Annotated in this window: 19 protein-coding genes and 2 pseudogenes; 14 read left to right on the top strand and 7 right to left on the bottom strand. The window is 63.5% G+C overall.

The annotated features are described in order from the left end of the window. Positions 1-41: 41 nt before the first annotated feature. Positions 42-290, top strand: coding sequence for a hypothetical protein (locus LMTR21_RS23375; RefSeq protein ID WP_065752917.1), 249 nt, complete (start codon positions 42-44; stop codon positions 288-290). A 167-nt stretch (positions 291-457) separates the two neighbouring features. Here the strand turns inward: LMTR21_RS23375 and LMTR21_RS23370 are convergent, their stop codons facing one another. Beyond that, complete coding sequence (locus LMTR21_RS23370) at positions 458-937, bottom strand: winged helix-turn-helix transcriptional regulator (RefSeq protein ID WP_065752918.1); 480 nt, start codon at positions 935-937, stop codon at positions 458-460. A gap of 111 nt (positions 938-1048) precedes the next feature. Between LMTR21_RS23370 and LMTR21_RS23365 the strand changes: the two genes are divergently transcribed. After that, positions 1049-1822 carry an SDR family oxidoreductase gene (locus LMTR21_RS23365; protein WP_065752919.1) on the top strand — a complete coding sequence of 258 codons (774 nt, stop codon included), beginning with the start codon at positions 1049-1051 and terminating at the stop codon, positions 1820-1822. A 10-nt stretch (positions 1823-1832) separates the two neighbouring features. Next, the gene (locus LMTR21_RS23360; protein WP_141688292.1) at positions 1833-2102 is read left to right on the top strand and encodes a hypothetical protein; all 270 of its coding nucleotides are present in this window, start codon (positions 1833-1835) and stop codon (positions 2100-2102) included. A gap of 64 nt (positions 2103-2166) precedes the next feature. On the opposite strand, the gene LMTR21_RS23355 is transcribed toward LMTR21_RS23360, so the two are convergent. Next, a complete protein-coding gene (locus LMTR21_RS23355; RefSeq protein WP_065752920.1) occupies positions 2167-2775 on the bottom strand; it encodes an FMN-dependent NADH-azoreductase in 609 nt (202 codons plus the stop codon). Between the two features lie 98 nt (positions 2776-2873). Between LMTR21_RS23355 and LMTR21_RS23350 the strand changes: the two genes are divergently transcribed. After that, positions 2874-3275, top strand: coding sequence for a winged helix-turn-helix transcriptional regulator (locus LMTR21_RS23350; protein ID WP_065752921.1), 402 nt, complete (start codon positions 2874-2876; stop codon positions 3273-3275). 166 nt (positions 3276-3441) lie between these two features. Here the strand turns inward: LMTR21_RS23350 and LMTR21_RS23345 are convergent, their stop codons facing one another. Beyond that, positions 3442-4995 carry a winged helix-turn-helix domain-containing tetratricopeptide repeat protein gene (locus tag LMTR21_RS23345; protein WP_065752922.1) on the bottom strand — a complete coding sequence of 518 codons (1554 nt, stop codon included), beginning with the start codon at positions 4993-4995 and terminating at the stop codon, positions 3442-3444. Between the two features lie 145 nt (positions 4996-5140). Between LMTR21_RS23345 and LMTR21_RS41870 the strand changes: the two genes are divergently transcribed. From LMTR21_RS41870 to LMTR21_RS23330, 3 genes are all read left to right on the top strand, one after another. Continuing rightward, positions 5141-5380, top strand: coding sequence for a DUF1127 domain-containing protein (locus tag LMTR21_RS41870; protein ID WP_084030596.1), 240 nt, complete (start codon positions 5141-5143; stop codon positions 5378-5380). 210 nt (positions 5381-5590) lie between these two features. Beyond that, entirely contained in the window at positions 5591-6466 is an 876-nt protein-coding gene (locus tag LMTR21_RS23335) for a tyrosine-type recombinase/integrase (protein ID WP_187399165.1), read from the top strand. A gap of 14 nt (positions 6467-6480) precedes the next feature. Beyond that, the gene (locus LMTR21_RS23330) at positions 6481-7680 is read left to right on the top strand and encodes an IS91 family transposase (RefSeq protein ID WP_065756975.1); all 1200 of its coding nucleotides are present in this window, start codon (positions 6481-6483) and stop codon (positions 7678-7680) included. Positions 7681-8099: 419 nt separating this feature from the next. Here the strand turns inward: LMTR21_RS23330 and dprA are convergent. Beyond that, positions 8100-9217: pseudogene (gene dprA / locus LMTR21_RS23325) on the bottom strand (DNA-processing protein DprA). A gap of 307 nt (positions 9218-9524) precedes the next feature. Here dprA and LMTR21_RS23320 point away from each other — a divergent pair. Further along, positions 9525-10669: pseudogene (locus LMTR21_RS23320) on the top strand (IS4 family transposase). Between the two features lie 107 nt (positions 10670-10776). Beyond that, entirely contained in the window at positions 10777-12018 is a 1242-nt protein-coding gene (locus LMTR21_RS23315; RefSeq protein WP_065755534.1) for an amidase, read from the top strand. Between the two features lie 4 nt (positions 12019-12022). On the opposite strand, the gene plsY is transcribed toward LMTR21_RS23315, so the two are convergent. Genes plsY through LMTR21_RS23300 form a run of 3 tightly spaced genes read right to left on the bottom strand, consistent with a single transcriptional unit; the run spans position 12023 to position 14907 of the window. Further along, on the bottom strand, positions 12023-12613 hold the full coding sequence (gene plsY, locus LMTR21_RS23310; RefSeq protein ID WP_057861806.1) for a glycerol-3-phosphate 1-O-acyltransferase PlsY: 591 nt from the start codon (positions 12611-12613) through the stop codon (positions 12023-12025). A gap of 35 nt (positions 12614-12648) precedes the next feature. Continuing rightward, positions 12649-13950 (bottom strand): dihydroorotase, encoded by a 1302-nt coding sequence (locus tag LMTR21_RS23305; RefSeq protein WP_065755535.1) that lies wholly within the window; start codon positions 13948-13950, stop codon positions 12649-12651. Positions 13951-13953: 3 nt separating this feature from the next. Beyond that, a complete protein-coding gene (locus tag LMTR21_RS23300; RefSeq protein ID WP_065755536.1) occupies positions 13954-14907 on the bottom strand; it encodes an aspartate carbamoyltransferase catalytic subunit in 954 nt (317 codons plus the stop codon). 172 nt (positions 14908-15079) lie between these two features. Between LMTR21_RS23300 and LMTR21_RS40970 the strand changes: the two genes are divergently transcribed. The 5 genes from LMTR21_RS40970 to LMTR21_RS23275 all read left to right on the top strand — a co-directional run bounded on the left by LMTR21_RS40970 (position 15080) and on the right by LMTR21_RS23275 (position 20509). Beyond that, positions 15080-16486: an NADase-type glycan-binding domain-containing protein gene (locus LMTR21_RS40970; RefSeq protein ID WP_065755537.1), complete on the top strand. Its 1407-nt coding sequence runs from the start codon at positions 15080-15082 to the stop codon at positions 16484-16486. After that, positions 16486-17244: a M15 family metallopeptidase gene (locus tag LMTR21_RS23290; protein ID WP_430642592.1), complete on the top strand. Its 759-nt coding sequence runs from the start codon at positions 16486-16488 to the stop codon at positions 17242-17244. Before LMTR21_RS40970 ends, LMTR21_RS23290 begins: the two co-directional genes overlap by 1 nt. Positions 17245-17378: 134 nt before the next feature. Next, positions 17379-17792, top strand: coding sequence for a hypothetical protein (locus LMTR21_RS23285; RefSeq protein WP_065755538.1), 414 nt, complete (start codon positions 17379-17381; stop codon positions 17790-17792). A 131-nt stretch (positions 17793-17923) separates the two neighbouring features. Then, a complete protein-coding gene (locus LMTR21_RS23280) occupies positions 17924-19567 on the top strand; it encodes an acyl-CoA dehydrogenase family protein (RefSeq protein WP_065755539.1) in 1644 nt (547 codons plus the stop codon). A gap of 162 nt (positions 19568-19729) precedes the next feature. Further along, positions 19730-20509: a CPBP family intramembrane glutamic endopeptidase gene (locus LMTR21_RS23275; RefSeq protein ID WP_065755540.1), complete on the top strand. Its 780-nt coding sequence runs from the start codon at positions 19730-19732 to the stop codon at positions 20507-20509. The last annotated feature ends 2 nt before the right edge of the window (positions 20510-20511 follow it).

Below are 20511 nucleotides of genomic sequence, written 5' to 3'. Positions count from 1 at the left end.
TATTTCAGGGCAATACTTTGTGTCATTGGGATGCAAGTTTTTTGAGCAAAGCTGCTGGCGGCCGGAAGCGGAAAGCTTCAGGCAAGAAACCGGACTCGCCAACCGAAGTACCCGAACGAGGTGAAGAAGGCGGCCCCGACGAGGCCGTAGCCTTCATTGCGGAAACCGTTGCCGAACTGGTCAAGCTCGCGGAACGCCATCGGCTGGAGGTGCTCGGTCATCTGCTCGGCATGGCGCAACTCGAGGCGGAAGAGCGGCTGCGCACCCGGAGCAAGCACAAGCTGTCGTGAGGGTGAAGGCAGAGCGAAAGACGGCTCTCTCCCGTCATTGCGAGCCAACGGGTCGCGCGAATGCGCGCCCGATGACAGGCTCCGCGAAGCAATCCATCTTTCCCCGCGTCGAGACGTGGATTGCTTCGCTGCGCTCGCAATGACGGTGGACATAGTTTCACAATGTCTCAGGATGCCACAACACGCCTCCCTGTCTTCCCCGCCGCTCGCGGCTTCAGCGCCGTATCGCCCGCACTCAGCAACCGCCCATCCTGCGAATACAGTTCGAGCTTGCGAACCGGCTTGCCCTTTTCCTTGTCGACAAGAATGGTGGTGATCTCTTCCGGGCGGTCGTCGAACTCCTCGCTCCATTGCCGCAGGGCGACCAGAACCGGAAACACGCCGCGACCCTTCGGCGTCAGCAGATATTCCTGATAGACGCTGCCGTCGGAGGCGGGCGCGATCTTGAGGACACCCTGATCGACCAGCGCGCGCAACCGCACGGCGAGGATGTTCTTGGCGAGGCCAAGCCTCTTCTGGAATTCGCCGAAGCGGCTGATCCCGAACAGCGCTTCGCGAATGATGAGTATCGACCACCAGTCGCCGATCGCATCCAGCGAGCGCGCGATCGGGCAATCGTCGCGCTCAAAGCTGGTTCGTTTCACCATCGCGGTGCTCCAATTGAGTAAAGACCGATCACGGCCTTGTGTAGTTGCAATATTAAACCAGATGCCCTAGATGGGCAATCTAGTTTAATAATGCAACCATTGGAGACGGCCATGAGGCTTGCGAACAAGACGGCGTTGATCACAGGGGGCAACAGCGGCATCGGGCTTGCGACCGCAAAACTGTTCGTGGCCGAAGGCGCCAGGGTCGTCATCACAGGACGAAATCAGGCGACGCTCGATGCCGCCGCCAGGGAGTTGGGCCCGAACGCGCTCGCGCTCGCGGCCGACGCGACCGACATCGCCGCCACGGAAGCTGCGATCGGGAAGGGGGCCGAAAAGTTCGGCAAGTACGACATCCTGTTCGCCAATGCCGGCATCGCCGGCGGCACGCCGCTGGGCGGCGCGACTGTCGAGATCTTCGAGAAGGTCATCAGCACCAACCTCACCGGCGTGTTCTTCACCGTGCAGTCCGCGCTGCCGCATCTCAACGACAACGCCTCGATCATCCTCAACGGCTCGGTGATCTCCGTGCTCGGCATTCCCGGTTACTCGGCCTATGGCGCAGCCAAGGCCGGCGTGCGGGCGATGGCGCGGATCATGGCGTCGGAACTGTCGCCGCGCGGCATCCGCGTCAACGTGGTGGCCCCGGGCGCGATCCGCACCCCGATCTGGGGCCCGGCGATCGCAACCCCGGAAGCCGAAAAGGCCTTTGAAAAGCGGATCGCGCTGTCGACGCCGCTCGGCCGCATCGGCGAAACCGACCACATCGCGAAGACGGTGCTGTTCCTCGCGTCGGACGATGCCGTGCATGTGCAGGGGCAGGAATTGTTCGTCGACGGCGGCGCTACGGCCTCGCCGAGCGGAGCCCCGATCTATCGGGGGTAGGGCCTCCGTCGTGGACTTCGGCCAGTCCGCCGCCCTGCGACGGATTGGCGCTGAGCCGGAAGGACGCTTGAACGTCAATCATCATTGCCGGACACTCGAAGGATGGGAGTTTTCTGACGCAAGAGAACTGGAAGCAGTCATGCCGAAAAAGGCTGGCGTCTCTTCATCCGCGTTGCAGAAGTCGGACACCGGGCAATTCGTTTCAATTGCGCTGTTTTCCGGGATTGGTCTTTTGATCTCCCTCGTGATCGTTCTCTGCCGCATGCACGGCATTTTCTAAACGGTTTCCCAACCGAGCAGGGCGGCTGCCGTCGGGGGGTGACGGCAGCCAATTTTCTTTCGTCCTAAGCGGCGTGCAGATCGCCTGCGGCTTTCAGCGCGCCGGCCACGGCCTTTTCGCGATGGTCCGGGCCGACCTGAATGCCATCGGCGGAAATGAATTCCGGATTGCGGATACCGATGAAGCCGAACACCCAGCGCAAATAGGTTTCGACATGTTCGCCGGGTGCGATCGGTGTATCCGCACCGTAATAGCCGCCGCGCGAGATCGCGATGATGACGCGCTTGTTGCCGGCCAGACCCTCGACGCCTTGCGCGCCGTATTTGAACGTCTTGCCCGCGACCAGGATGCGGTCGATCCAGGCCTTGAGCTGGCTCGGGACGGTGAAATTGTACATGGGCGCGCCGATCACGACGATGTCGGCAGCCAGAAACTCGTCCAGCACGGCCTGGCCGGCGGCGAGATCGTCTCGCAATGATGCGTCCGGCGCCGCTCCCTGACTGGCGGCAAGGTGCAAACCGGACAGATGCGCCAGCGGCGTCAGCGTGAGATCGCGGTAGCTGACTTCGAGGCCGGGGGTGGACTGGCGCAGACGGTCGACGACGGCCGCGGAAACCTGGCGGCTGACCGAGTGGGGGCCGAGAACGCTGGAATCGAGATGCAGGAGTTTCATGGTAGGGTCACCTTTGGTATAGGTTTGTAACTGGCGCTATATGAGTGACCGTGGCATAACCCCGCAAGAACGCACATTTTTCTCACCCGAGCACATCCATGAGACCCGAGCACAAGAAAGTGCCTGCCCTCCCAGCCGGCCCCCACAACGACAGCGACTGCCGCGGCGCCGCCGCCGTGCTGGCGCGGGTCGGCGACAAATGGAGCGTGTTCGTGATCATGATGCTTGGCGATGGCCCCAAGCGTTTCAACGAGCTCAAGCGCCTGGTCGGCGGCATCTCGCAGCGAATGCTGACGCTGACGCTGCGCGGGCTCGAACGCGATGGGCTCGTGACGCGAACGGTGTTTCCGACGATTCCGCCGCGGGTCGACTATGAATTGACTGACCTTGGACGTGGCTTATCCGAGCCGGTGAAGGCGCTCGGCACGTGGGCGATCGAGCATCAGCCGCAGATCGAGCGGGCGCGGACGAGTTTCGACGCACGCAGCGGGAAGGATTAGGACGTGGACTTATAAAGCGCGCGTAGTCTTGGTCGCGCCCGATGTCGGCTCGTCGCTCAATAGCAGCACAAAAGCGGACATCGCCGGAGGTCGCCGAAGGGCCAACTCCGGACTCATGCGCCGGAGAAGAGTGCCGCTATTCGATCACCTCGTGGAAATTGGAGAGCTACTCGGGCAACCCCGCTTTGCGAAAACCCTCAATCATCAGCTTCGCATTTTTTGATACTTGGCTCCGAGCGATCCACGCCGATATTGTGAAAGCGGGGTCGATCTCAAGCACACGAGCCGCCGCCTCACGGGCCTCAGCATCGTGTCCGAGATGGGCGAAAGCGGACGCGAGGCAGCGGTGTGGTCCTGGATAGAAAGGGTTCTGACGCAGGGCTTTCTTCCCTGCAACGATGGCCTCGTCAAAGCGACGAAGCTCAATAAGGGCAAATCCCATCCCGGTAAGCGCTCCGAATGTTTGCGGGTCCACCGGGCTCATTCGCATGGCGCGTTCAAAGCTCCGGATCGCTTCCTCCGGCTGCCCCGCAATCTTATAGACCCAGCCTCTGCGGTTCCATGTGTGAAATGAATTTGGGTTGAGCGCGACCGCCCGATCGGCCATCTCAACCTCAGTCTCACAATCGCCGATCAATAATGCGGAGATCGAGGCAGCAGTTGCCAACGTGTCTGGATCACCATCGTCGAGGCTCAATGCCAAGCGCATAAGCCGAACGGCTTCCTTGCGTTCGAATTGTGGATCGATCGCATAGTTCCTAATCACGTTTTCCACATGACATTCACCTGCCAAAGCTGCCGCAGCAGCAAACCCAGGGTCAAGCGCCAAGGCGCGCTGGACCAGTCGGAGTGCCTCGGCCAAACTTTCGCGGGTCGATCGGACGGCTTGCTGTATAGCCCGGAGAAAAAGATCATACGCGGTGAGGTCTTCCGGTCGGCGCCGCGTCGCCAGCGCAATTTCTGCTTGAAACAACTTTGGCTGAATAGCTGAGACAACAGCGAGCGTGACGTCGTCTTGCAACGCGAAAATGTCTGTCATGTCACGCTCGAACCTGTCCGCCCAAATGTGTGCGCCCGTAGCCGCTTCAATCAACTGGCACGTGATGCGAACTTTCCCCGACGCCTTGCGCACCGCCCCCTCAAGGACATAGCGCACGCCAAGCCTGCGTCCGACTTCCTTGATATCGACGGCTTTGCCCTTAAAGGTGAAACTCGAATTGCGAGCGATCACGAACAACGATCTGAATCGCGAAAGTGCGGTAGTGATCTCCTCAACCATCCCGTCCGCGAAGTACTCCTGCTCGGGATCGCCAGACATGTTCGCGAACGGCAGCACGGCGATGGAGGGCTCCTCGGGAAGTGCAGGAACACTCTCGGGCGCATCGCCAGGGTTTAGACCTGCAACCTCTCGCGCCTCCCGCACCTGTCCGACGAAGCGGAAGCCCTTGCGCGGTAGTGTCTTGATGAAGCGCTGTTCCTCGCCGGAATCGCCGATTGCACCCCGGGCGGCATTCAGGCGGGTCGTCAGCGCCGCGTCAGATACGCTGCGCCCATTCCAAATGGCTTTGATGAGGTCGTCCTTGCTGACAACCCGCTCCCTGTTGCGGATCAGGTAATCGAGCAGGTCAAAAACCTGCGGTGTGATCGACACCGCATCGGTCCCCCGACGCAGCTCGCGCCGGTCGGTGTCGAATTCGTATTCCTCGAAAAGATAGCGCAAGCTGCCATTCCTTCTCGGGGTCGCCTCTGTATTAGCGCAGGAAGAATAAGCCGCCGGTAAGAGAAATGTAAGTAACCAGTTAAGCGCGCCCGCGCATCTTGCGGCAACTTCTGTCTAGTGAACAGTTCAGACAGGACACACCCTAATGAGCACGATCCACGGGACCACTGAGCTGGGACCGGTAACCGCAAGGCGGCAGGTCTACAGTCCTCTCGAAACATATTGGAATGCATTTCAGGAGTGGCGCAAACGCCGGACATTAATGGCCAACTTGTGCGACCTAAGTGACAGGGAGCTAATAGACATCGGCATTACGCGCAGCGAGATCGACTACCTCGCTTCGCATCGAGGTTGCGATCCGCGAGGCATCCTATCCGGCGAATGAATGTCGATATCTGGCAGCGGTAGACGGTCGGAATGGTCACTACCAGAGGCGTCGTGGCGCAGATGCTCACTTCCGATATGGGTCAAAGGACTAAACCGCTCGCGCGGTAGGGCGCCGCGGCTGGCGACGGAGCCAAGAGGATAGCGCAACGGGGCGTCCTGCCTTGAGATCGAGGGGTTCGACAACCTCACTCAAGACAGGAGCATCCCCATGACCGACGAGGCAGTGAGCCCGTTGCGCCGGCGCATGATCGAAGACATGACGATCCGCAAGTTCGCGCCGAAGACCCAACATGACTACGTGCAAAGAATCAAGAACTTCGCTGCGTTTCTCGGGCGATCACCCGATACGGCGAGCTTCGAGGATGTCCGCCGCTACCAACTTCACCTGACGGCGAGCGGTGTTGGCGTGCCGACGATCAACCAGACCGTCTCGACCTTGCGGTTCTTGTTCCGGGTCACGCTGAAGCGGCACGAGATCGTCGAACATACCCATATCATTCACGAGCCGCGCAAGCTCCCTGTGGTGCTTAGCGTCGAGGAGGTGGCGCGGCTACTCGATGCTGCACCGGGGCTCAAATGCAAGGCGGCACTGAGCGTGGCCTACGGCGCCGGTCTGCGCGCCACCGAGGTGGTCTCGCTCAAGGTCTCCGACATCGACAGCAAGCGCATGATCATCCGCGTCGAGCAGGGCAAAGGCGGCAAGGACCGTAATGTCATGCTGTCGCCGAGCTTGCTCGACCTGCTGCGGACCTGGTGGAAGGCGGCGCGCCCACAGGGCTGGCTGTTCCCGGGCCGCGATCCGGCGCAGCCGATGACCACGCGCCAGCTCAATCGTGCCTGTCATGCCGCCGCGCAGATGGCGGAGATCAGCAAGCGCGTCTCGCTGCACACCTTGCGGCACAGCTTCGCCACCCACCTGCTCGAGCAGAACATCGATGTCCGCGTCATCCAGGTGCTGCTCGGTCACGCCAAGCTCGACACCACGGCGCTCTATACCCGCGTCGCCACCAAGACGATCAGCGAGGTCATGAGCCCGCTGGAGCATATCGCGCTCAAGCTCAAGGAGAGCCGACCGCCCAGCTGACGCGCAGGCCGCTCGTGTCGCGCCCGGCCTTGGAGGTTGCGGATATCTTCCGCAACCATGGCCCGGCATGGCGTCAAGCCCATGCCGGCCATGTCAGCCTCGATCAGTTGAAGGTGATGTCGGCGATCGAGCGCTGTCGCACGGCGGCGCTGGGCGGCCATGTCGCGCGCTGCGCGGACTGCGCCTATACGACGATCGCCTACAACTCCTGCCGCAACCGGCATTGCCCGAAGTGCCAAGGCGCCGCCGCGAAAGACTGGCTTGCCGACCGCGAGACCGAGCTGTTGCCGGTGCCGTACTATCACGTGGTGTTCACGCTGCCGGCGGCCATCGCCGACATCGCCTACCAGAACAAGGCCGTGATCTACGACCTGCTGTTCAAGGTCTCGGCCGAGACCATGCTGACGATCGCCGCTGATCCGAAGCATCTGGGCGCCAAGATCGGCATCACCTCCGTGCTGCATACCTGGGGCTCGGCGCTCACCCATCACCCGCATGTGCACATGATCGTCCCGGGTGGCGGCATCTCGCCCGACGGCCAGCGCTGGGTGTCCTGCCGGCCGGGCTTCTTCCTCCCGGTGCGCGTGCTCTCCCGCCTGTTCCGCCGATTGTTCCTGGAGAAGCTCATCGCCGCCCACCAGACCGGCCGCCTCAGCTTCTTCGGCGAGAACATCCATCTGGCCGATGCGCGATCCTTCGCGGCCTATCTCGCCCCGCTGCGCAAGGCCGAGTGGATCGTCTACGCCAAGCGCCCGTTCGGCGGACCCGAGGCGGTGCTGGCCTATCTGTCGCGCTACACCCACCGCGTTGCCATCGCCAACAGCCGCTTGATTGCCTTCGACGATCGCGGCGTCACCTTCAAGTGGAAGGACTACCGCAGCGAGGGCCGCGATCGATACAAGCACATGACGCTCACCACCGACGAGTTCATCCGTCGCTTCCTCATCCACGTCCTGCCCAAAGGCTTGCACCGCATCCGCCACTACGGCCTGTTCGCCAAAGGCGCTTGTGCCGACAACATCGCCCGCGCCCGTGAACTGCTCGCCGTTGCAAAACCTGACGACCAGCCTACCGCTGCCGCCGTCGATCCCAAAAAGCCGAGCTGTCCATGCTGCGGCGGTCGTATGATCATCATTGAGGTCTTCGAACGCGGCGCAACGCCACGGCATCGGCCGACAGCTCCAGCGACCGTCATCAGGATCGACACCTCATGACCGCGTTACAATCCCGCAAATCTGCGCGTCGCGCCCGCTGCCCCTCCGCCAGCCACGGCAGAGCGCGCCCAGCTCTCTGCCCACCGTCGCAAATCGTCGGACAGCTTATGCAGTTCAGCGTCATCCGCCGCTCGTTCGTCAGCCGCTTCACCGTCGCACAACGCGTTGCTTCGGCTCGATCCCAATCAGCCAGCGCGCCCGCGGCACTCAAATTCCCATAGCGCCTGCCGCACCGCCGTACGTTCCCTTAAGCGCGGTTTCCTCCCTTGGAGGCTTTCGGACGCCGGCCGCCGAGCACGCGGCGCCGTCCCTCAAGCGGCCGGCATCCGAAACCCTTCACACCAGCGGTAATGTTCTAACCGATCAGAAGATTCCCGCTCGGCCCTCAAAACCCGACATCGCTTTTATGAGCACGCGCCCTAGATCAGCGACACCAGCCCGCCGCCATGGCGCTCCAGGTGGCCCGCCAGTTCGAGCTCGAGCAGCACCGTGCGAACGATGGTGGGCGAAAGGCCCGACATTCGGATCAGATCATCGAGGCTGACCGGGCTCGGTCCGAGCAGCGCGACAATACGTTTGCGTACGCCCGGATCGATCTCGAAATCGAGCGGCTCGTCATCGCCTTCGCGCGCCTCGAGCACGATCGGCCGTTCCAGGATCGGCTGAACCGCATTGATGACGTCGCTGGCTTCGGTGACGAGCGCCGCGCCCTGCTTGATCAGATCGTTGGTGCCGGCGGCGCGCGGATCGAGCGGCGAGCCCGGCACCGCGAACACTTCGCGGCCCTGTTCGGCGGCCATCCGCGCGGTGATCAGCGATCCCGAGCGGTGCGCGGCTTCGATCACGACGACGCCGAGCGATGCGCCCGAGATCAGACGGTTGCGGCGCGGAAAGTCGCGGGCGCGCGGCACATGGCCGAGCGGCATCTCGGAAATCGCGCCGCCGTGTTCGAGCAGGGCCGCCAGCAAGTCCTCATGCTCGGGCGGATAGATCCGGTCATGGCCGCCGGCCAGCACCGCGACCGTGCCGCTTTGGATCGTCGCGCGATGCGCGGCCTGATCGATGCCGCGCGCCAGTCCGGAGATGACGACGAAACCGGCATCGCCGAGATCGCGCGCCAATTGGCCGGCGAATTTCAGTCCGGCGCCGGAAGCGTTGCGCGAGCCGACGATCGCGATCATCGGCCGCATCAGCGCCTCAGGCGCGCCGCGCACGCCGAGCAGCGGCGGCGGATCGTCGAGCGCCGCCAGCCGCGGCGGGTAGGCAGCTTCACCCGGCGCGACCAGCGAGACGCCGATTTTCTTCGCCGCGGCGATCTCCGCCCGCGCTTCCTCCTCGCGGTAGATCCGCCCTGAACGTGCCGCGCCGCCACGCCGCGCCAGATCGGGCAGCCGCTCCAGCGCCGCGCGGGATTGCCGAAATGGCCGATCAGCGAGTTGAAGGTGCGCGGGCCGACATTGTCGCTGCGGATCAGGCGCAGCCGGTCAATTCGCTCGGCATCGGTCAGGTGAGGGGTAGGCGGTGTACGGTCATGCATGCGGATGCAGCTTTGCCCAACCTGAGATTGCGAGCAAGCTGTTTCAAATTATTTAGCCGTCATGCCCGGCCTTGCCGCCTCCGCTAAAGCTTCGGCGCGCCACGACGAAAGGCCACGGCGAAGCCTTTGGCGTAGCTGGGTGCCGGGCATCCACGTCTTTCGTGGTACGACCGGCAAAGTAAGACGTGGATGCCCGGGACAAGCCCACGACTGTCCGGTTTAATTTTTGTAGACAAGGCGCATGGCGTTGATTCTTCTGTGCTCCAAGCGTTTGGCGACGTTTTGGGACACGGAGAAGGATCAAGCCATGCTGCATCAGAATAGCGTATTCCACGGACTTCTAAAGCACGTTCCATGGCATCGGTTCGACAGGCTTGTGGAGGAGCATGGAGCCGATGCGCGGGTGCGCCGGTTGTCGACCAAGAGCCAGTTGGTGGCGCTGCTTTATGGTCAGCTTTCGGGGGCGGCGAGCTTGCGCGAGATCGTGGCAGGACTTTCGAGCCATGCTGTGCGGCTCTACCATGTGGGCGCGGCACCGGTTCAACGATCGACCTTCTCGGATGCGAACGCACAGCGGCCTGCCGCCGTGTTCACCGAACTGTTGGCGATAATGATGAAGCAGGCGCATCGCAGGCTGCGTCGCAAGCTTGCCGAGACGACCTACCTGATCGATGCCACGAGCGTGCGCTTGAACGAACACAGCGCCGGCTGGGCGCGGTTCTCGGCGGGGGTCTGCGGTGCCAAAGTGCACGTAATTTACGACGCCGACGCGGATCGCCCAATCTATGCCGCGGTCACTCCGGCCAACGTCAACGACATCACCATGGCCCAGCAAATGCCGATCGAGCCGGGCGCCACTTATGTCTTCGATCTCGGTTATTACGACTATGCCTGGTGGGCCGCGCTCGATGCCGCCGGCTGCCGGATCGTCAGCCGCTTCAAATCCAACACGCCGCTCGACGTGGTGGAGGAACTGCCCGTCATCCCGGACGGCAACATCCTCTCCGACCGCATCGGCTTCCTTCCCGCACGCCAGGCCAAGAGCCGCTGCAATCCAATGCAGGATGCGGTACGCGAGGTCCGCATCATGACCGATACCGGAAAGATGCTGCGTATCTTGTCGAATGATCTCGATGCCAGCGCACAAGAGATCGCTGATCTCTATCGTCGACGCTGGGCCATCGAGTTGTTCTTCCGCTGGATCAAGCAGACCCTCAAGATCACTCGCTTCGTCGGCACATCCGAGAATGCCATACGCATCCAGATTGCGGTCGCGCTCATCGCCTTCCTGCTGCTGCGCCTGGCCAGGCTGCACAGAAAGCCGTTCCAAGCCCAACCGTCTTCAGCAGGCTGGTCCGGGCCAACCTCATGCACCGCCGATCGATCGACAAGCTGCTCGAACCATCGCCAATCGTCCAAGATCAGCGGCAGATGAGCCTAAGTCTATGCTAAAACTAAACCGGACAGCCGTGGGTCAAGCCCGGCCATGACGTGAGAGAGGGTTCCACTTGATCTCCTGACCAGGTCGTCTCTAAAAGTTCATTGCAGGAAGCATTCCCATGATTTCACTCGCTGAACTCCAGCGCCGCATCGATTCCGGGGATCTCTCCGCCGATGCCGCCATCGCACAATCGCAGGAAGCGATCTGCGAGCACGACAAGACCATCGGCGCCTTCGTCTGCCATTCCGATGAGGTGCGTGCGTCGCGCGCCGGGCCGCTGCGAGGAATTGCGGTCGGCATCAAGGACATCATGGATACCGCGGATTTCCCGACCGAAATGGGCTCGCCGATCTACCGGGGTTTCCGCTCGCGCGGCGACGCGGCCGTGGTGATGATGCTGAAGCAGGTGGGCGCAACCATCGTCGGCAAGACCACGACGACGGCGTTCGCCTCGGTCGATCCGACGCCGACGCTCAATCCGCACAATCATGGTCACACGCCCGGCGGATCGTCGTCCGGCTCGGCGGCAGCGGTGGCGGCCGGCATGATTCCGCTGGCGCTGGGAACGCAGACCGGTGGCTCGGTGATCCGGCCGGCCTCGTTCTGCGGCGTCGCCGCGATCAAGCCGTCCTATCGTTTGCTGCCTACGGTCGGCGTCAAATGCTATTCGTGGACGCTCGACACGGTAGGCCTGTTTGCGGCCGGCGTGGACGACGTGGCGCGCGGGCTGTCCGCGATGACCGGTCGGCCTGAATTGGTGCCGTCTGCATCGGTTGCCCCGCCGCGCATCGGCGTCGTAACGCAACACTTTGCCGGTGCGCCGGAAGCCGCGGGCGCGGAAGCGTTGCAGACCGCCGCGCGCGTGGCGGAACGCGCCGGTGCTACTGTGCATGGGGTTGATTTGCAGAAAAATGTTGCGGAGGCGTGGCGCGCCCATCCGCTGATACAGGAGTTCGAGGCGCATCGGGCGCTCGCCTGGGAGTACCGCGAACATTACGACGCGATGGCGCCGTTGCTGCGGAGCAAGCTTGACGAGAACAGGGACACGACGCCTGCCGCCTATGACGCAGCGATCGAAACAGCGCATCGCGCCAGACAGGCATTGGAAAAAGTGTTCGACGATGTCGATGTGCTGCTGACCCTGTCGGCACCCGGCGCGGCGCCCAAGGGATTGGGCTCGACCGGCGATGCCCGTTACAACCGTCTCTGGACACTGATGGGCGTGCCTTGCGTCAACGTGCCCGCATATGTCGCAGATGGCGGACTGCCGGTCGGCGTGCAGGTGATCGCGCGATACGGCGCGGATGCACAGGCATTGGCGGCGGCGCGGTTTGTGGAGGACGCGCTTGCCCGGAAATGAAGCCTTACTTCGCCCCGATCCGCCCCTCGGTGCCGGATTGCAGCCGCTTGATGTTCTCGCTGTGCTTCCAGAACAGGAGCAGCGTCAGCACGACGAACAGCGAGGCCAGCGCAGGGTGGCCGAACCACCACAGGAATAGCGGCGTCACGAAGGCGGCGATCAGCGCCGACAGCGACGAATAGCGCGTGGTGAAGGCGGTAGCCAACCAGATCAGGCAGAATATCAGGGCTGCCGGCCAGAACAGGCCGATCAGCACGCCGATATAGGTGGCGACGCCTTTGCCGCCGTTGAACTTGAGCCAGACCGGGAAGAGGTGGCCGAGGAAGGCGCCCAGCGCGGCCAGCATCGCCGCATTGGCGCCGCCGTAGTAGCCGGCGATGATGACGGCGATCGTGCCCTTGAGCATGTCGCCGATCAGCGTTGCCGCCGCGAGGCCCTTGCTGCCGGTGCGCAGCACGTTGGTGGCGCCGATATTGCCGCTTCCGATCGTGCGCAGATCCTGCGTCCCGGCCAGTTTGGTCAGCACCAGACCGAACGGGATCGACCCGAGCAGATATCCGATCAGGAAGGCGACGATGAGGAATGCGTCAGACATTGCGGTAGCTCCCACCGCGGCCCGTACCGGGCGAATCAGACATGTTCATAGACCGTCCGTCCGCCCACGATAGTACGCACGACGCGTCCCGAGAAGCGGGCTTCGTCGAACGGGGTGTTCTTGCATTGCGATTTGAGGTCGGTGGGATCGAGCACCCAGGGCGTATCGGGATCGATCACGATGACATCGGCCGGGGAACCCGCCCGCAGCGAGCCGCCGGGCAGGCCAAGCAACTCCGCCGGCCGCGTCGACATCGCCCGGATCAGCGTCTTGAAGTCCATCTCGCCATTGTGGATCAGCCGCAGCGCCGCCGGCAGCATGGTCTGCAGGCCGACCGCGCCGGCTGCCGCTTCCGCGAACGGCAGCCGCTTGACTTCGACGTCCTGCGGGTTGTGGTCGGACATCACGACGTCGACCAGGCCGGAGGCGACGGCCGCGACGAGGGCGAGGCGGTCTTCCTCGGTGCGCAGCGGCGGCGACAGTTTCAGGAAGGTCCGGTAGGGGCCGATATCGTTTTCGTTCAGCGTGACGTGGTTGATCGAAACGGAGGCGCTGACGTCGAGGCCGGCATCGCGCGCCCGCTTGAGGATCTCCAGCGACTCCATCGAGGACAGCGAGGCCGCGTGGTAGCGCCCGCCGGTCAGCGCTACGAGCCGCATGTCGCGCTCGAGGATGATGCACTCGGCGGCATTGGGAATGCCGATCAGGCCGAGCCTTGCTGCGAACTCGCCCTCGTTCATCACGCCTTCGCCGACGAGGTCGGGGTCTTCGGTGTGGTGGACGATCAGCGCGTCGAAATCGCGCGCATAGGTCAGCGCCCGCCGCATCACTTGCGCATTGGTGACGCTCTTGTCGCCATCGGTGAAGGCAACCGCGCCGGCAGCCTTCAACAGCCCGATCTCGGTCATCTCCAGGCCGCCCAGGCCCTTGGTCAGCGCGGCCATCGGGTGGATGTTGACGATCGCGGTGTCGCGGGCGCGGCGCAGCACGAAATCGACCGTCGCCGAATTGTCGATGACGGGCGAGGTGTCTGGCTGGCAGATGATGGTGGTGATGCCGCCGGCCGCCGCCGCCTGGCTCGCGGAGGCGAAGGTCTCGCGGTGGCTGGCGCCGGGTTCGCCGACGAAGGCGCGCATGTCGATCAGCCCGGGGGCTACGATCTTGCCGGCGCAATTGATGATGTCGGTGCCTTCCGGCACGCCGGCGGCGCCGATGCCGCGTTTGCTGTCGCGGATGGTGCCATCGGCAATCAGGACGTCGCCGGGTCCGTCGAAATCCCTGGAGGGATCGACGACGCGGGCATTGGCGAGCAGGATCGGGCGGCGGTCGGTCAGCATGATTTACGCGTTCGGCAGGTTGCGGGCGAGCGCTTCCAGCACCGCCATCCGCACTGCCACTCCCATTTCGACTTGTTCACGGATCAGCGATTGCGCGCCGTCTGCCACCAGCGAGTCGATCTCGACGCCGCGGTTCATCGGGCCCGGATGCATCACCAGCGCATCCGGCTTGGCGTAGGATAGTTTCTTCTGGTCGAGGCCGAAATAGTGAAAGTATTCGCCCGACGACGGCACGAACGAGCCGTTCATGCGCTCGCGCTGCAGCCGCAGCATCATCACGATATCGGCGCCGTTGAGGCCCTCGCGCATGTCGCGCGCGACCTCGACACCCATCCGCTCGATGCCGCGCGGCAGCAGCGTGGAGGGGGCCACCACGCGGACGCGGGCGCCCATGGTGTTGAGCAGGAGGATGTTTGAGCGGGCCACGCGGGAGTGCATGACGTCGCCGCAGATCGCGATCACGAGGCCCTCGAGCCGGCCTTTATTCCGGCGGATGGTCAGCGCGTCCAGCAGCGCCTGGGTCGGGTGTTCGTGGGCGCCGTCGCCAGCATTGATCACGGAACCGTCGACCTTGCGCGCCAGAAGTTCCACCGCGCCGGAAGCGTGGTGCCGCACCACCAGGATGTCCGGGTGCATGGCGTTGAGCGTCACCGCCGTGTCCATCAGGGTCTCGCCCTTGCGGATCGAGGACGAGGACACCGACATGTTCATGACGTCGGCGCCGAGCCGTTTTCCTGCCAGTTCGAACGAGGACTGGGTCCGGGTCGAGGCCTCGAAAAACAGGTTCACCTGGGTGCGACCGCGCAACGAAGTGCGCTTTTTGTCCACCTGGCGGTTGAGCTCGACATATTCCTCGGAAAGGTCGAGCAGGCCGGTAATATCGGCAGCGGAAAGCCCCTCGATTCCCAGCAGATGCCGGTGCCCGAGGACGAAGGTCGATTTCGATGCAGGGGTCATTAAAGCCAGAGCTATAGGCAGAGATGCCACCCGGGGCAAGCGTCAAATCCGGCGTCCGGACTTATCCACTAGGGCTTCGGCGACAGGGTAAATGGCGCCTGCCGGTGTTCCGCGGCGGCTGTTTCCGCTAGGATGACGGGATCGGCGCGCGGCGCATCGGGCCCAAGGAAACGTGCGGCATTTCATTCAATCCGTCGTGATCGCTTTGCGGACGCTGGCCGGCGCCATCGCCTGCATGGCGCTGGTGCCTCTCGCGGCGACGCCGGCCATCGCCGAGAAGCGCGTCGCACTCGCCATCGGCAACGACCTCTATCCCAATCTGCCCGCCGACCGGCAGCTCAAGAAGGCCGTCAACGACGCCACCACGGTCGCGGGGACGCTGAGGTCGCTCGGTTTCGAGGTCATCGTCGGCACCAATCTCGGCCGCCAGGCCATGATCGACAAGCTCGCCGAATTCACCGCGCGGCTGCAGCCGGGCGATACGGCGGCGCTGTTCTTCGCCGGGCATGGCGTCGCGATCTCAGGCGTCAACTACCTGGTGCCGAGCGATGTACCGGCGGTGACCGAAGGCGCGGAGGCGCGCGTGCGCGGCGCCTCGCTCGCCGAGCCGGATCTGATCGCCGAATTGCAGGCGCGATCGGTCCGCGTGGCGCTGCTGGTGATCGATGCCTGCCGCGACAACCCGTTCCCGCGTAACGCCGGCCGCTCGATCGGCAACACGCGGGGGCTGGCCGATGCCAAGCCTGCGCGCGGCATCTTCACGCTGTATTCCGCCGGCATCGGCCAGACCGCGCTGGATCGCCTGGGCGTCAACGACTCCGCGCACAATTCGGTGTTTACGCGGATCTTCGACGAGCAGCTCAAGCGCCCGGACCTGCACCTCGGCGATCTCGCCGTCGAAGTGCGCGAACGCGTCGCCGAACTGGCGCTGAAGGCAATCGATGAGCGCGGCCAGCCCGCACCGCATGAGCAAACGCCAGCCTACTACGATCAGACCCTCGGCGGCCGCATCTATTTGGCGGGGCAGTTGAGCGGCGGCCGCGTCGAGCAACTTGCCACCAAGCTTGCGAATGTCGCGCCTGAAACCGAGCGCGTGGTGCGGCCGTCACGGCCGGGCGCGCCGGGCGAAAGCTGCGCGCGCAACGGCAACGAGACCTATTGCGTCAGTTCGGTGCGCAAGTCGCAGTTCGGCAATTCCTATGGCGTGCAGAATCTTTTCGCCGGTTCCACCGGCGACGCATGGGTGGAGGGCAGGGACGGCAATGGCGTCGGCGAGTGGATCACGATCGAGTTCGACGCCATGCGTCTGATGAAGTCCATCACCGTCCGGAACGGCTATCAGAAGAGCAGCGATATCTTCCAGAAGAACAACCGCGTGCGCCAGTTGCGCGCCGTGTTCTCGCAAGGGGAGACGCAGACCTACACGCTGCGCGACAACCTCGGCTCGGAGGTGCTCACCCTGTCCAAACCGATCAGGGCCTACTGGGTGAAATTCATCATCGACGATGTCTGGGCCGGCAACAGATACACGGATACCGCGCTCACGAAACTGGTGGTCAGCTCGGAGCGGGCGCCGTGATCCGCGCAGCGAGAGGATTCGCTGCCATTCTTGCAGCGTGCTGTCTGGCCAGCGTCGCCGCAGAGGCGCAGAAGCTGCCGGCCGGTTTCGTCTATCTGCGCGATGTCGATCCGACCATCCTCCAGGATATCCGCTACGCCGGCTCGAACAATTTTGTCGGCCGTCCGCTCAGGGGATATGAGGCCGCCGAATGCGTGGTGAAGCGCGAGGTCGGCACGCTCCTGAAAAGCGTTCAGGAAGAACTCGCGCTGCAGAACCTGTCGCTGAAAATGTTCGACTGCTACCGGCCGACGCGCGCGGTCGCCGACATGGTGGCCTGGTCGCGCGACGGCCGCGAAACGCCGGCGCAGAAGCGCTACAATCCCGCGTTCAGCAAGGCCGACCTGTTTCGCCTGGGCTATATCGCCGAGCGCTCCGGCCATTCCACCGGCGCTGCGCTCGATCTGACTTTGGTCGATCTGAAAGCCGACAATTCGGCCACCTTCGATTCCACCAGAGACTATGCCGACTGCACCGCCAATGTGAACCTGCGCGCGCCTGACGGCAGCGTCGACATGGGCACCGGCTATGATTGCTCCGACACCAAGTCGCACACGGCGGCGAAATCCATCACGGCAGCCCAGCGCCGCTGGCGGGAGAAGCTGGTTCACGTGATGGCGCGGCGAGGATTTGTAAACTATTCCAAGGAGTGGTGGCACTTCTCGCTGCCGGGGGCGGGCAGGCAGGCCTATGATTTCCCGATCACGCGGGCGCGATAAGGTGCGAAGAGATTTCTTCAAATACTAAGCATTTTCGCAAGACAACGGTTGCCGTCGCATAAGTAGCTGAGAGCGTGTTCAACACTCCTTAATTGCCGACATCTGATGTACAGGCAACACGGGAGCACAAAAGCATGCGTCTAGCAGCCTTTGCCATTGTTGCGGTCGGCGCTGCCGGACTGGCCGCCTACGACGGGTATGACAAGCGGGTGAACTATCGGCGCGTCGATGCGCGCATCAGCAGCATCAATGACCAATGCTACATGGAAAAGGTCACGCGCGAGGGCATCACGAAGACGACGTCGACCTCCGACATGCTCCGTTGCGAACTTGCTGAAGCGCTGACGCGCGAGCATCCGAAATGGCAGGGTTATACCGTCAAGCACAAGATTGAGGTTCGCTTTGCCTTCGTCTCTCCGGTGGATGGAGCAACGCGTACATCAAAGCTGGAGATGTCCGCCTTCCCCAACGGGCGGCCGCTGCGTGCGGGGGAGATCCTTCCGATCCTGGCTTCCAAGACCAAGGCGGACAAGACGCGTGCGATCTGACCTCGGCTGCGGCCCGGCGGGATCGGAGTTTCAAACATAGCCAGAATCGCTTTTTTCGCTGCCCCACGCCGGCGGTCAGGCCTATGATTTCCCGATCGCACCGCGGATGATTCACGGTTCCAGGACCAGCCATGAGCCAGGCAGCATTTTCGACCCACGAGGTCTTCAACCAGTCGCCGCCGTTTTGGGATGTCGATCTGTATATGGCCGACCGGCCGCTGGTGGCGGCGGTCGCCGCCAATGGGGGCGCTTCGGCCGAGGGAGAGTTGTCGGAATTTGGCAAGCATTGGGGCTCGGCGGCGATGGCCGAACGCGGCCGCATCGCCAACGAGAACACGCCGAAACTGCGCACCTATGATGCCAAAGGCAACCGCCGCGACGAGGTCGAGTTTCATCCGGCCTATCACGAATTGATGGCGCACAGCGCGCACGCCGGCGTGCACAACTCGACCTGGACCGCCGATGGCAAGCCGGCCGGCGGGGCGTCGGAGGTGATACGCGCCGCCAAATTCTACATGGCAGCCCAGGTCGAGACCGGGCATCTCTGCCCGATCACCATGACGCGGGCCTCCGTCGCCGCGCTGGCGGAGCAGCCGGAACTGCTGGCCAAGGTGATGCCGGTGCTCGGCACGCGATCCTACGATCCGGCTTTTGAGCCATGGTGGAACAAGCGTGGCATGACGCTCGGCATGGGCATGACCGAGAAGCAGGGTGGCACCGACGTCCGCTCCAACATGACGCGGGCGGAGCGCGATGGGGACGCCTATAGTATCACCGGGCACAAATGGTTCATGTCGGCGCCGATGTGCGATGCCTTCCTCGTTCTGGCGCAGGCCGAGGAAGGACTGAGCTGCTTCCTGATGCCGCGCTTTGCGCCGGACGGGTCGATCAACGCGATCCGTTTCCAGCGGCTGAAGGACAAGCTCGGCAACCGCTCGAATGCCTCCTCCGAGGTCGAGTTTCATGGCGCCTATGCCGAGCGCGTCGGTGCGGAAGGCAAGGGCATCCGCACCATCATCCAGATGGTGCAGTTGACGCGGCAGGATTGCGCGATTGCTTCCGCCGGCCTGATGCGGTCGGGCCTCGCACATGCGCTGCATCACGCGCGGCATCGCAGCGTGTTCCAGAAACATCTGGCCGACCAGCCGCTGATGCAGGCGGTGCTGTCGGACATGGCGCTGCATGTCGAGGCTACGATCGCACTGGTGATGCGGCTGTGCCGGTCGTTCGACCGCGCGCCCGTTGATGCCAAGGAGGCGGCCTATATGCGGCTGCTGACGCCGGCGATCAAATACTGGGTCTGCAAGAGCGCGCCCGGCTTTCTCTATGAGGCGATGGAATGCCTCGGCGGCAATGGTTACGTGGAGGAGGGCATTCTGGCGCGGCATTACCGGGAGTCGCCGGTCAATGCGATCTGGGAAGGCTCCGGCAATGTGATGTGCCTCGACGTGCTGCGCGCGCTGTCGCGCGAGCCGGAGGTGGCCTCCACGATCATGCATGAACTAACCGGCGAGACGCTGGGATTGCCGGGCGCGGGCGAGGTGATCGCCTTCATCGGCAAGGCGTTCCGGCGGCCGGACAGCGAGCGCGTGGCGCGGCTGGCGGTCGAAAGGCTGGCGCTGCTGGCGGCTGCTGCTGCGCTGAATGCCGTGTCGCCGCCGCACGCGGTATTGTTCGCCGCCACGCGCCTTGCCGGGAATCATGCCGGCATGTACGGCGCGGTCGATCTGGCTACTAAGGATGTAAGCGGCCTCCTGGAGCGCACGTTGCCGTGAATATGTTCCCTCCGTCATGGCCGGGCAAAAGCGCGAAGCGCGTCTTCGCGCCGATGACCCGGCCATCCACGTCTTACGTCTCAACGAGGAATCAAGACGTGGATGCCCAGACAAGCCCGGGCATGACGAACCGATAGAGTTTTCGCCAACCGAAAGTCAGTAATGGACTCCCTTACTCCTACAAGCACCGTCGCAGCCCCGCCTGATATCCCCGATCAGCCACCCCGCATCTGGAAGTTCTGGGGTACTACGCTGTGGGGCTTGTTTATCTTCGCCGGGATGTTTCTCGGCCAGCTCACAGTCATCATCTACTTCGTGCTGCGGCAGGGCGGATCGTTCGACATCGCCGAGGCGATCCGTGTCGTCGGCAGCGGCCTGACCATCTCGCTCTCGGTCATCCTCGGATTGCCCGCGGTGCTGCTGGCGACGTGGATCGCGATCCGCCCGACGCGGATATCCTTTACCGACTATCTGGCGCTGCGCTGGACCTCATGGCGCAATTTCTTCACCGGCCTCGCCGCGCTGGTCATTCTCGTCGGCGGCTGGGACCTGCTGTCGCGCGCGCTCGGGCGCGAGGTGACGTCGGGCTTCATGGGCGAGGTGCTGAAATCCGCGCAGGCCGATGGGGCGCTGTGGCTTCTGGTGATTGCGTTCACCGTCGCGGCGCCGATGTGGGAAGAGATTTTCGCGCGCGGGTTTCTCTATCGCGGCTGGTCGGAATCGCGCCTTGGCGTCGCTGGCGCGATCTTCCTGTCGTCGCTGGCCTGGACCGCGCTGCACCTGCAATACGATTGGTTCTTCTTCGGCGAGGTGTTCACCATCGGTGTGCTGCTCGGCTATCTCCGCTACCGCACCGGCTCGACCTGGCTGACGATCGTCCTGCACGGCATCAACAATCTGGCGGCGACGATCCAGACCTTCTGGCTGGCGGGGCAGGGGTAGGT

It is taken from the genome of Bradyrhizobium paxllaeri (assembly GCF_001693515.2).
Taxonomy (GTDB): Bacteria; Pseudomonadota; Alphaproteobacteria; order Rhizobiales; family Xanthobacteraceae; genus Bradyrhizobium; species Bradyrhizobium paxllaeri.
The sequence above is the reverse complement of the archived record's forward strand: the minus strand, read 5'-3'. Positions and strand labels throughout refer to the sequence as shown.

Coding starts and splice junctions, on each gene's coding strand:
- LMTR21_RS23370 (WP_065752918.1), bottom strand. CDS start 937: ATGGTGAAACGAACCAGCTTTGAGCGCGACGATTGCCCGATCGCGCGC.
- LMTR21_RS23365 (WP_065752919.1), top strand. CDS start 1,049: ATGAGGCTTGCGAACAAGACGGCGTTGATCACAGGGGGCAACAGCGGC.
- LMTR21_RS23355 (WP_065752920.1), bottom strand. CDS start 2,775: ATGAAACTCCTGCATCTCGATTCCAGCGTTCTCGGCCCCCACTCGGTC.
- LMTR21_RS23350 (WP_065752921.1), top strand. CDS start 2,874: ATGAGACCCGAGCACAAGAAAGTGCCTGCCCTCCCAGCCGGCCCCCAC.
- LMTR21_RS41870 (WP_084030596.1), top strand. CDS start 5,141: ATGAGCACGATCCACGGGACCACTGAGCTGGGACCGGTAACCGCAAGG.
- LMTR21_RS23335 (WP_187399165.1), top strand. CDS start 5,591: ATGACCGACGAGGCAGTGAGCCCGTTGCGCCGGCGCATGATCGAAGAC.
- LMTR21_RS23315 (WP_065755534.1), top strand. CDS start 10,777: ATGATTTCACTCGCTGAACTCCAGCGCCGCATCGATTCCGGGGATCTC.
- plsY (WP_057861806.1), bottom strand. CDS start 12,613: ATGTCTGACGCATTCCTCATCGTCGCCTTCCTGATCGGATATCTGCTC.
- LMTR21_RS23305 (WP_065755535.1), bottom strand. CDS start 13,950: ATGCTGACCGACCGCCGCCCGATCCTGCTCGCCAATGCCCGCGTCGTC.
- LMTR21_RS23300 (WP_065755536.1), bottom strand. CDS start 14,907: ATGACCCCTGCATCGAAATCGACCTTCGTCCTCGGGCACCGGCATCTG.
- LMTR21_RS23285 (WP_065755538.1), top strand. CDS start 17,379: ATGCGTCTAGCAGCCTTTGCCATTGTTGCGGTCGGCGCTGCCGGACTG.
- LMTR21_RS23280 (WP_065755539.1), top strand. CDS start 17,924: ATGAGCCAGGCAGCATTTTCGACCCACGAGGTCTTCAACCAGTCGCCG.
- LMTR21_RS23275 (WP_065755540.1), top strand. CDS start 19,730: ATGGACTCCCTTACTCCTACAAGCACCGTCGCAGCCCCGCCTGATATC.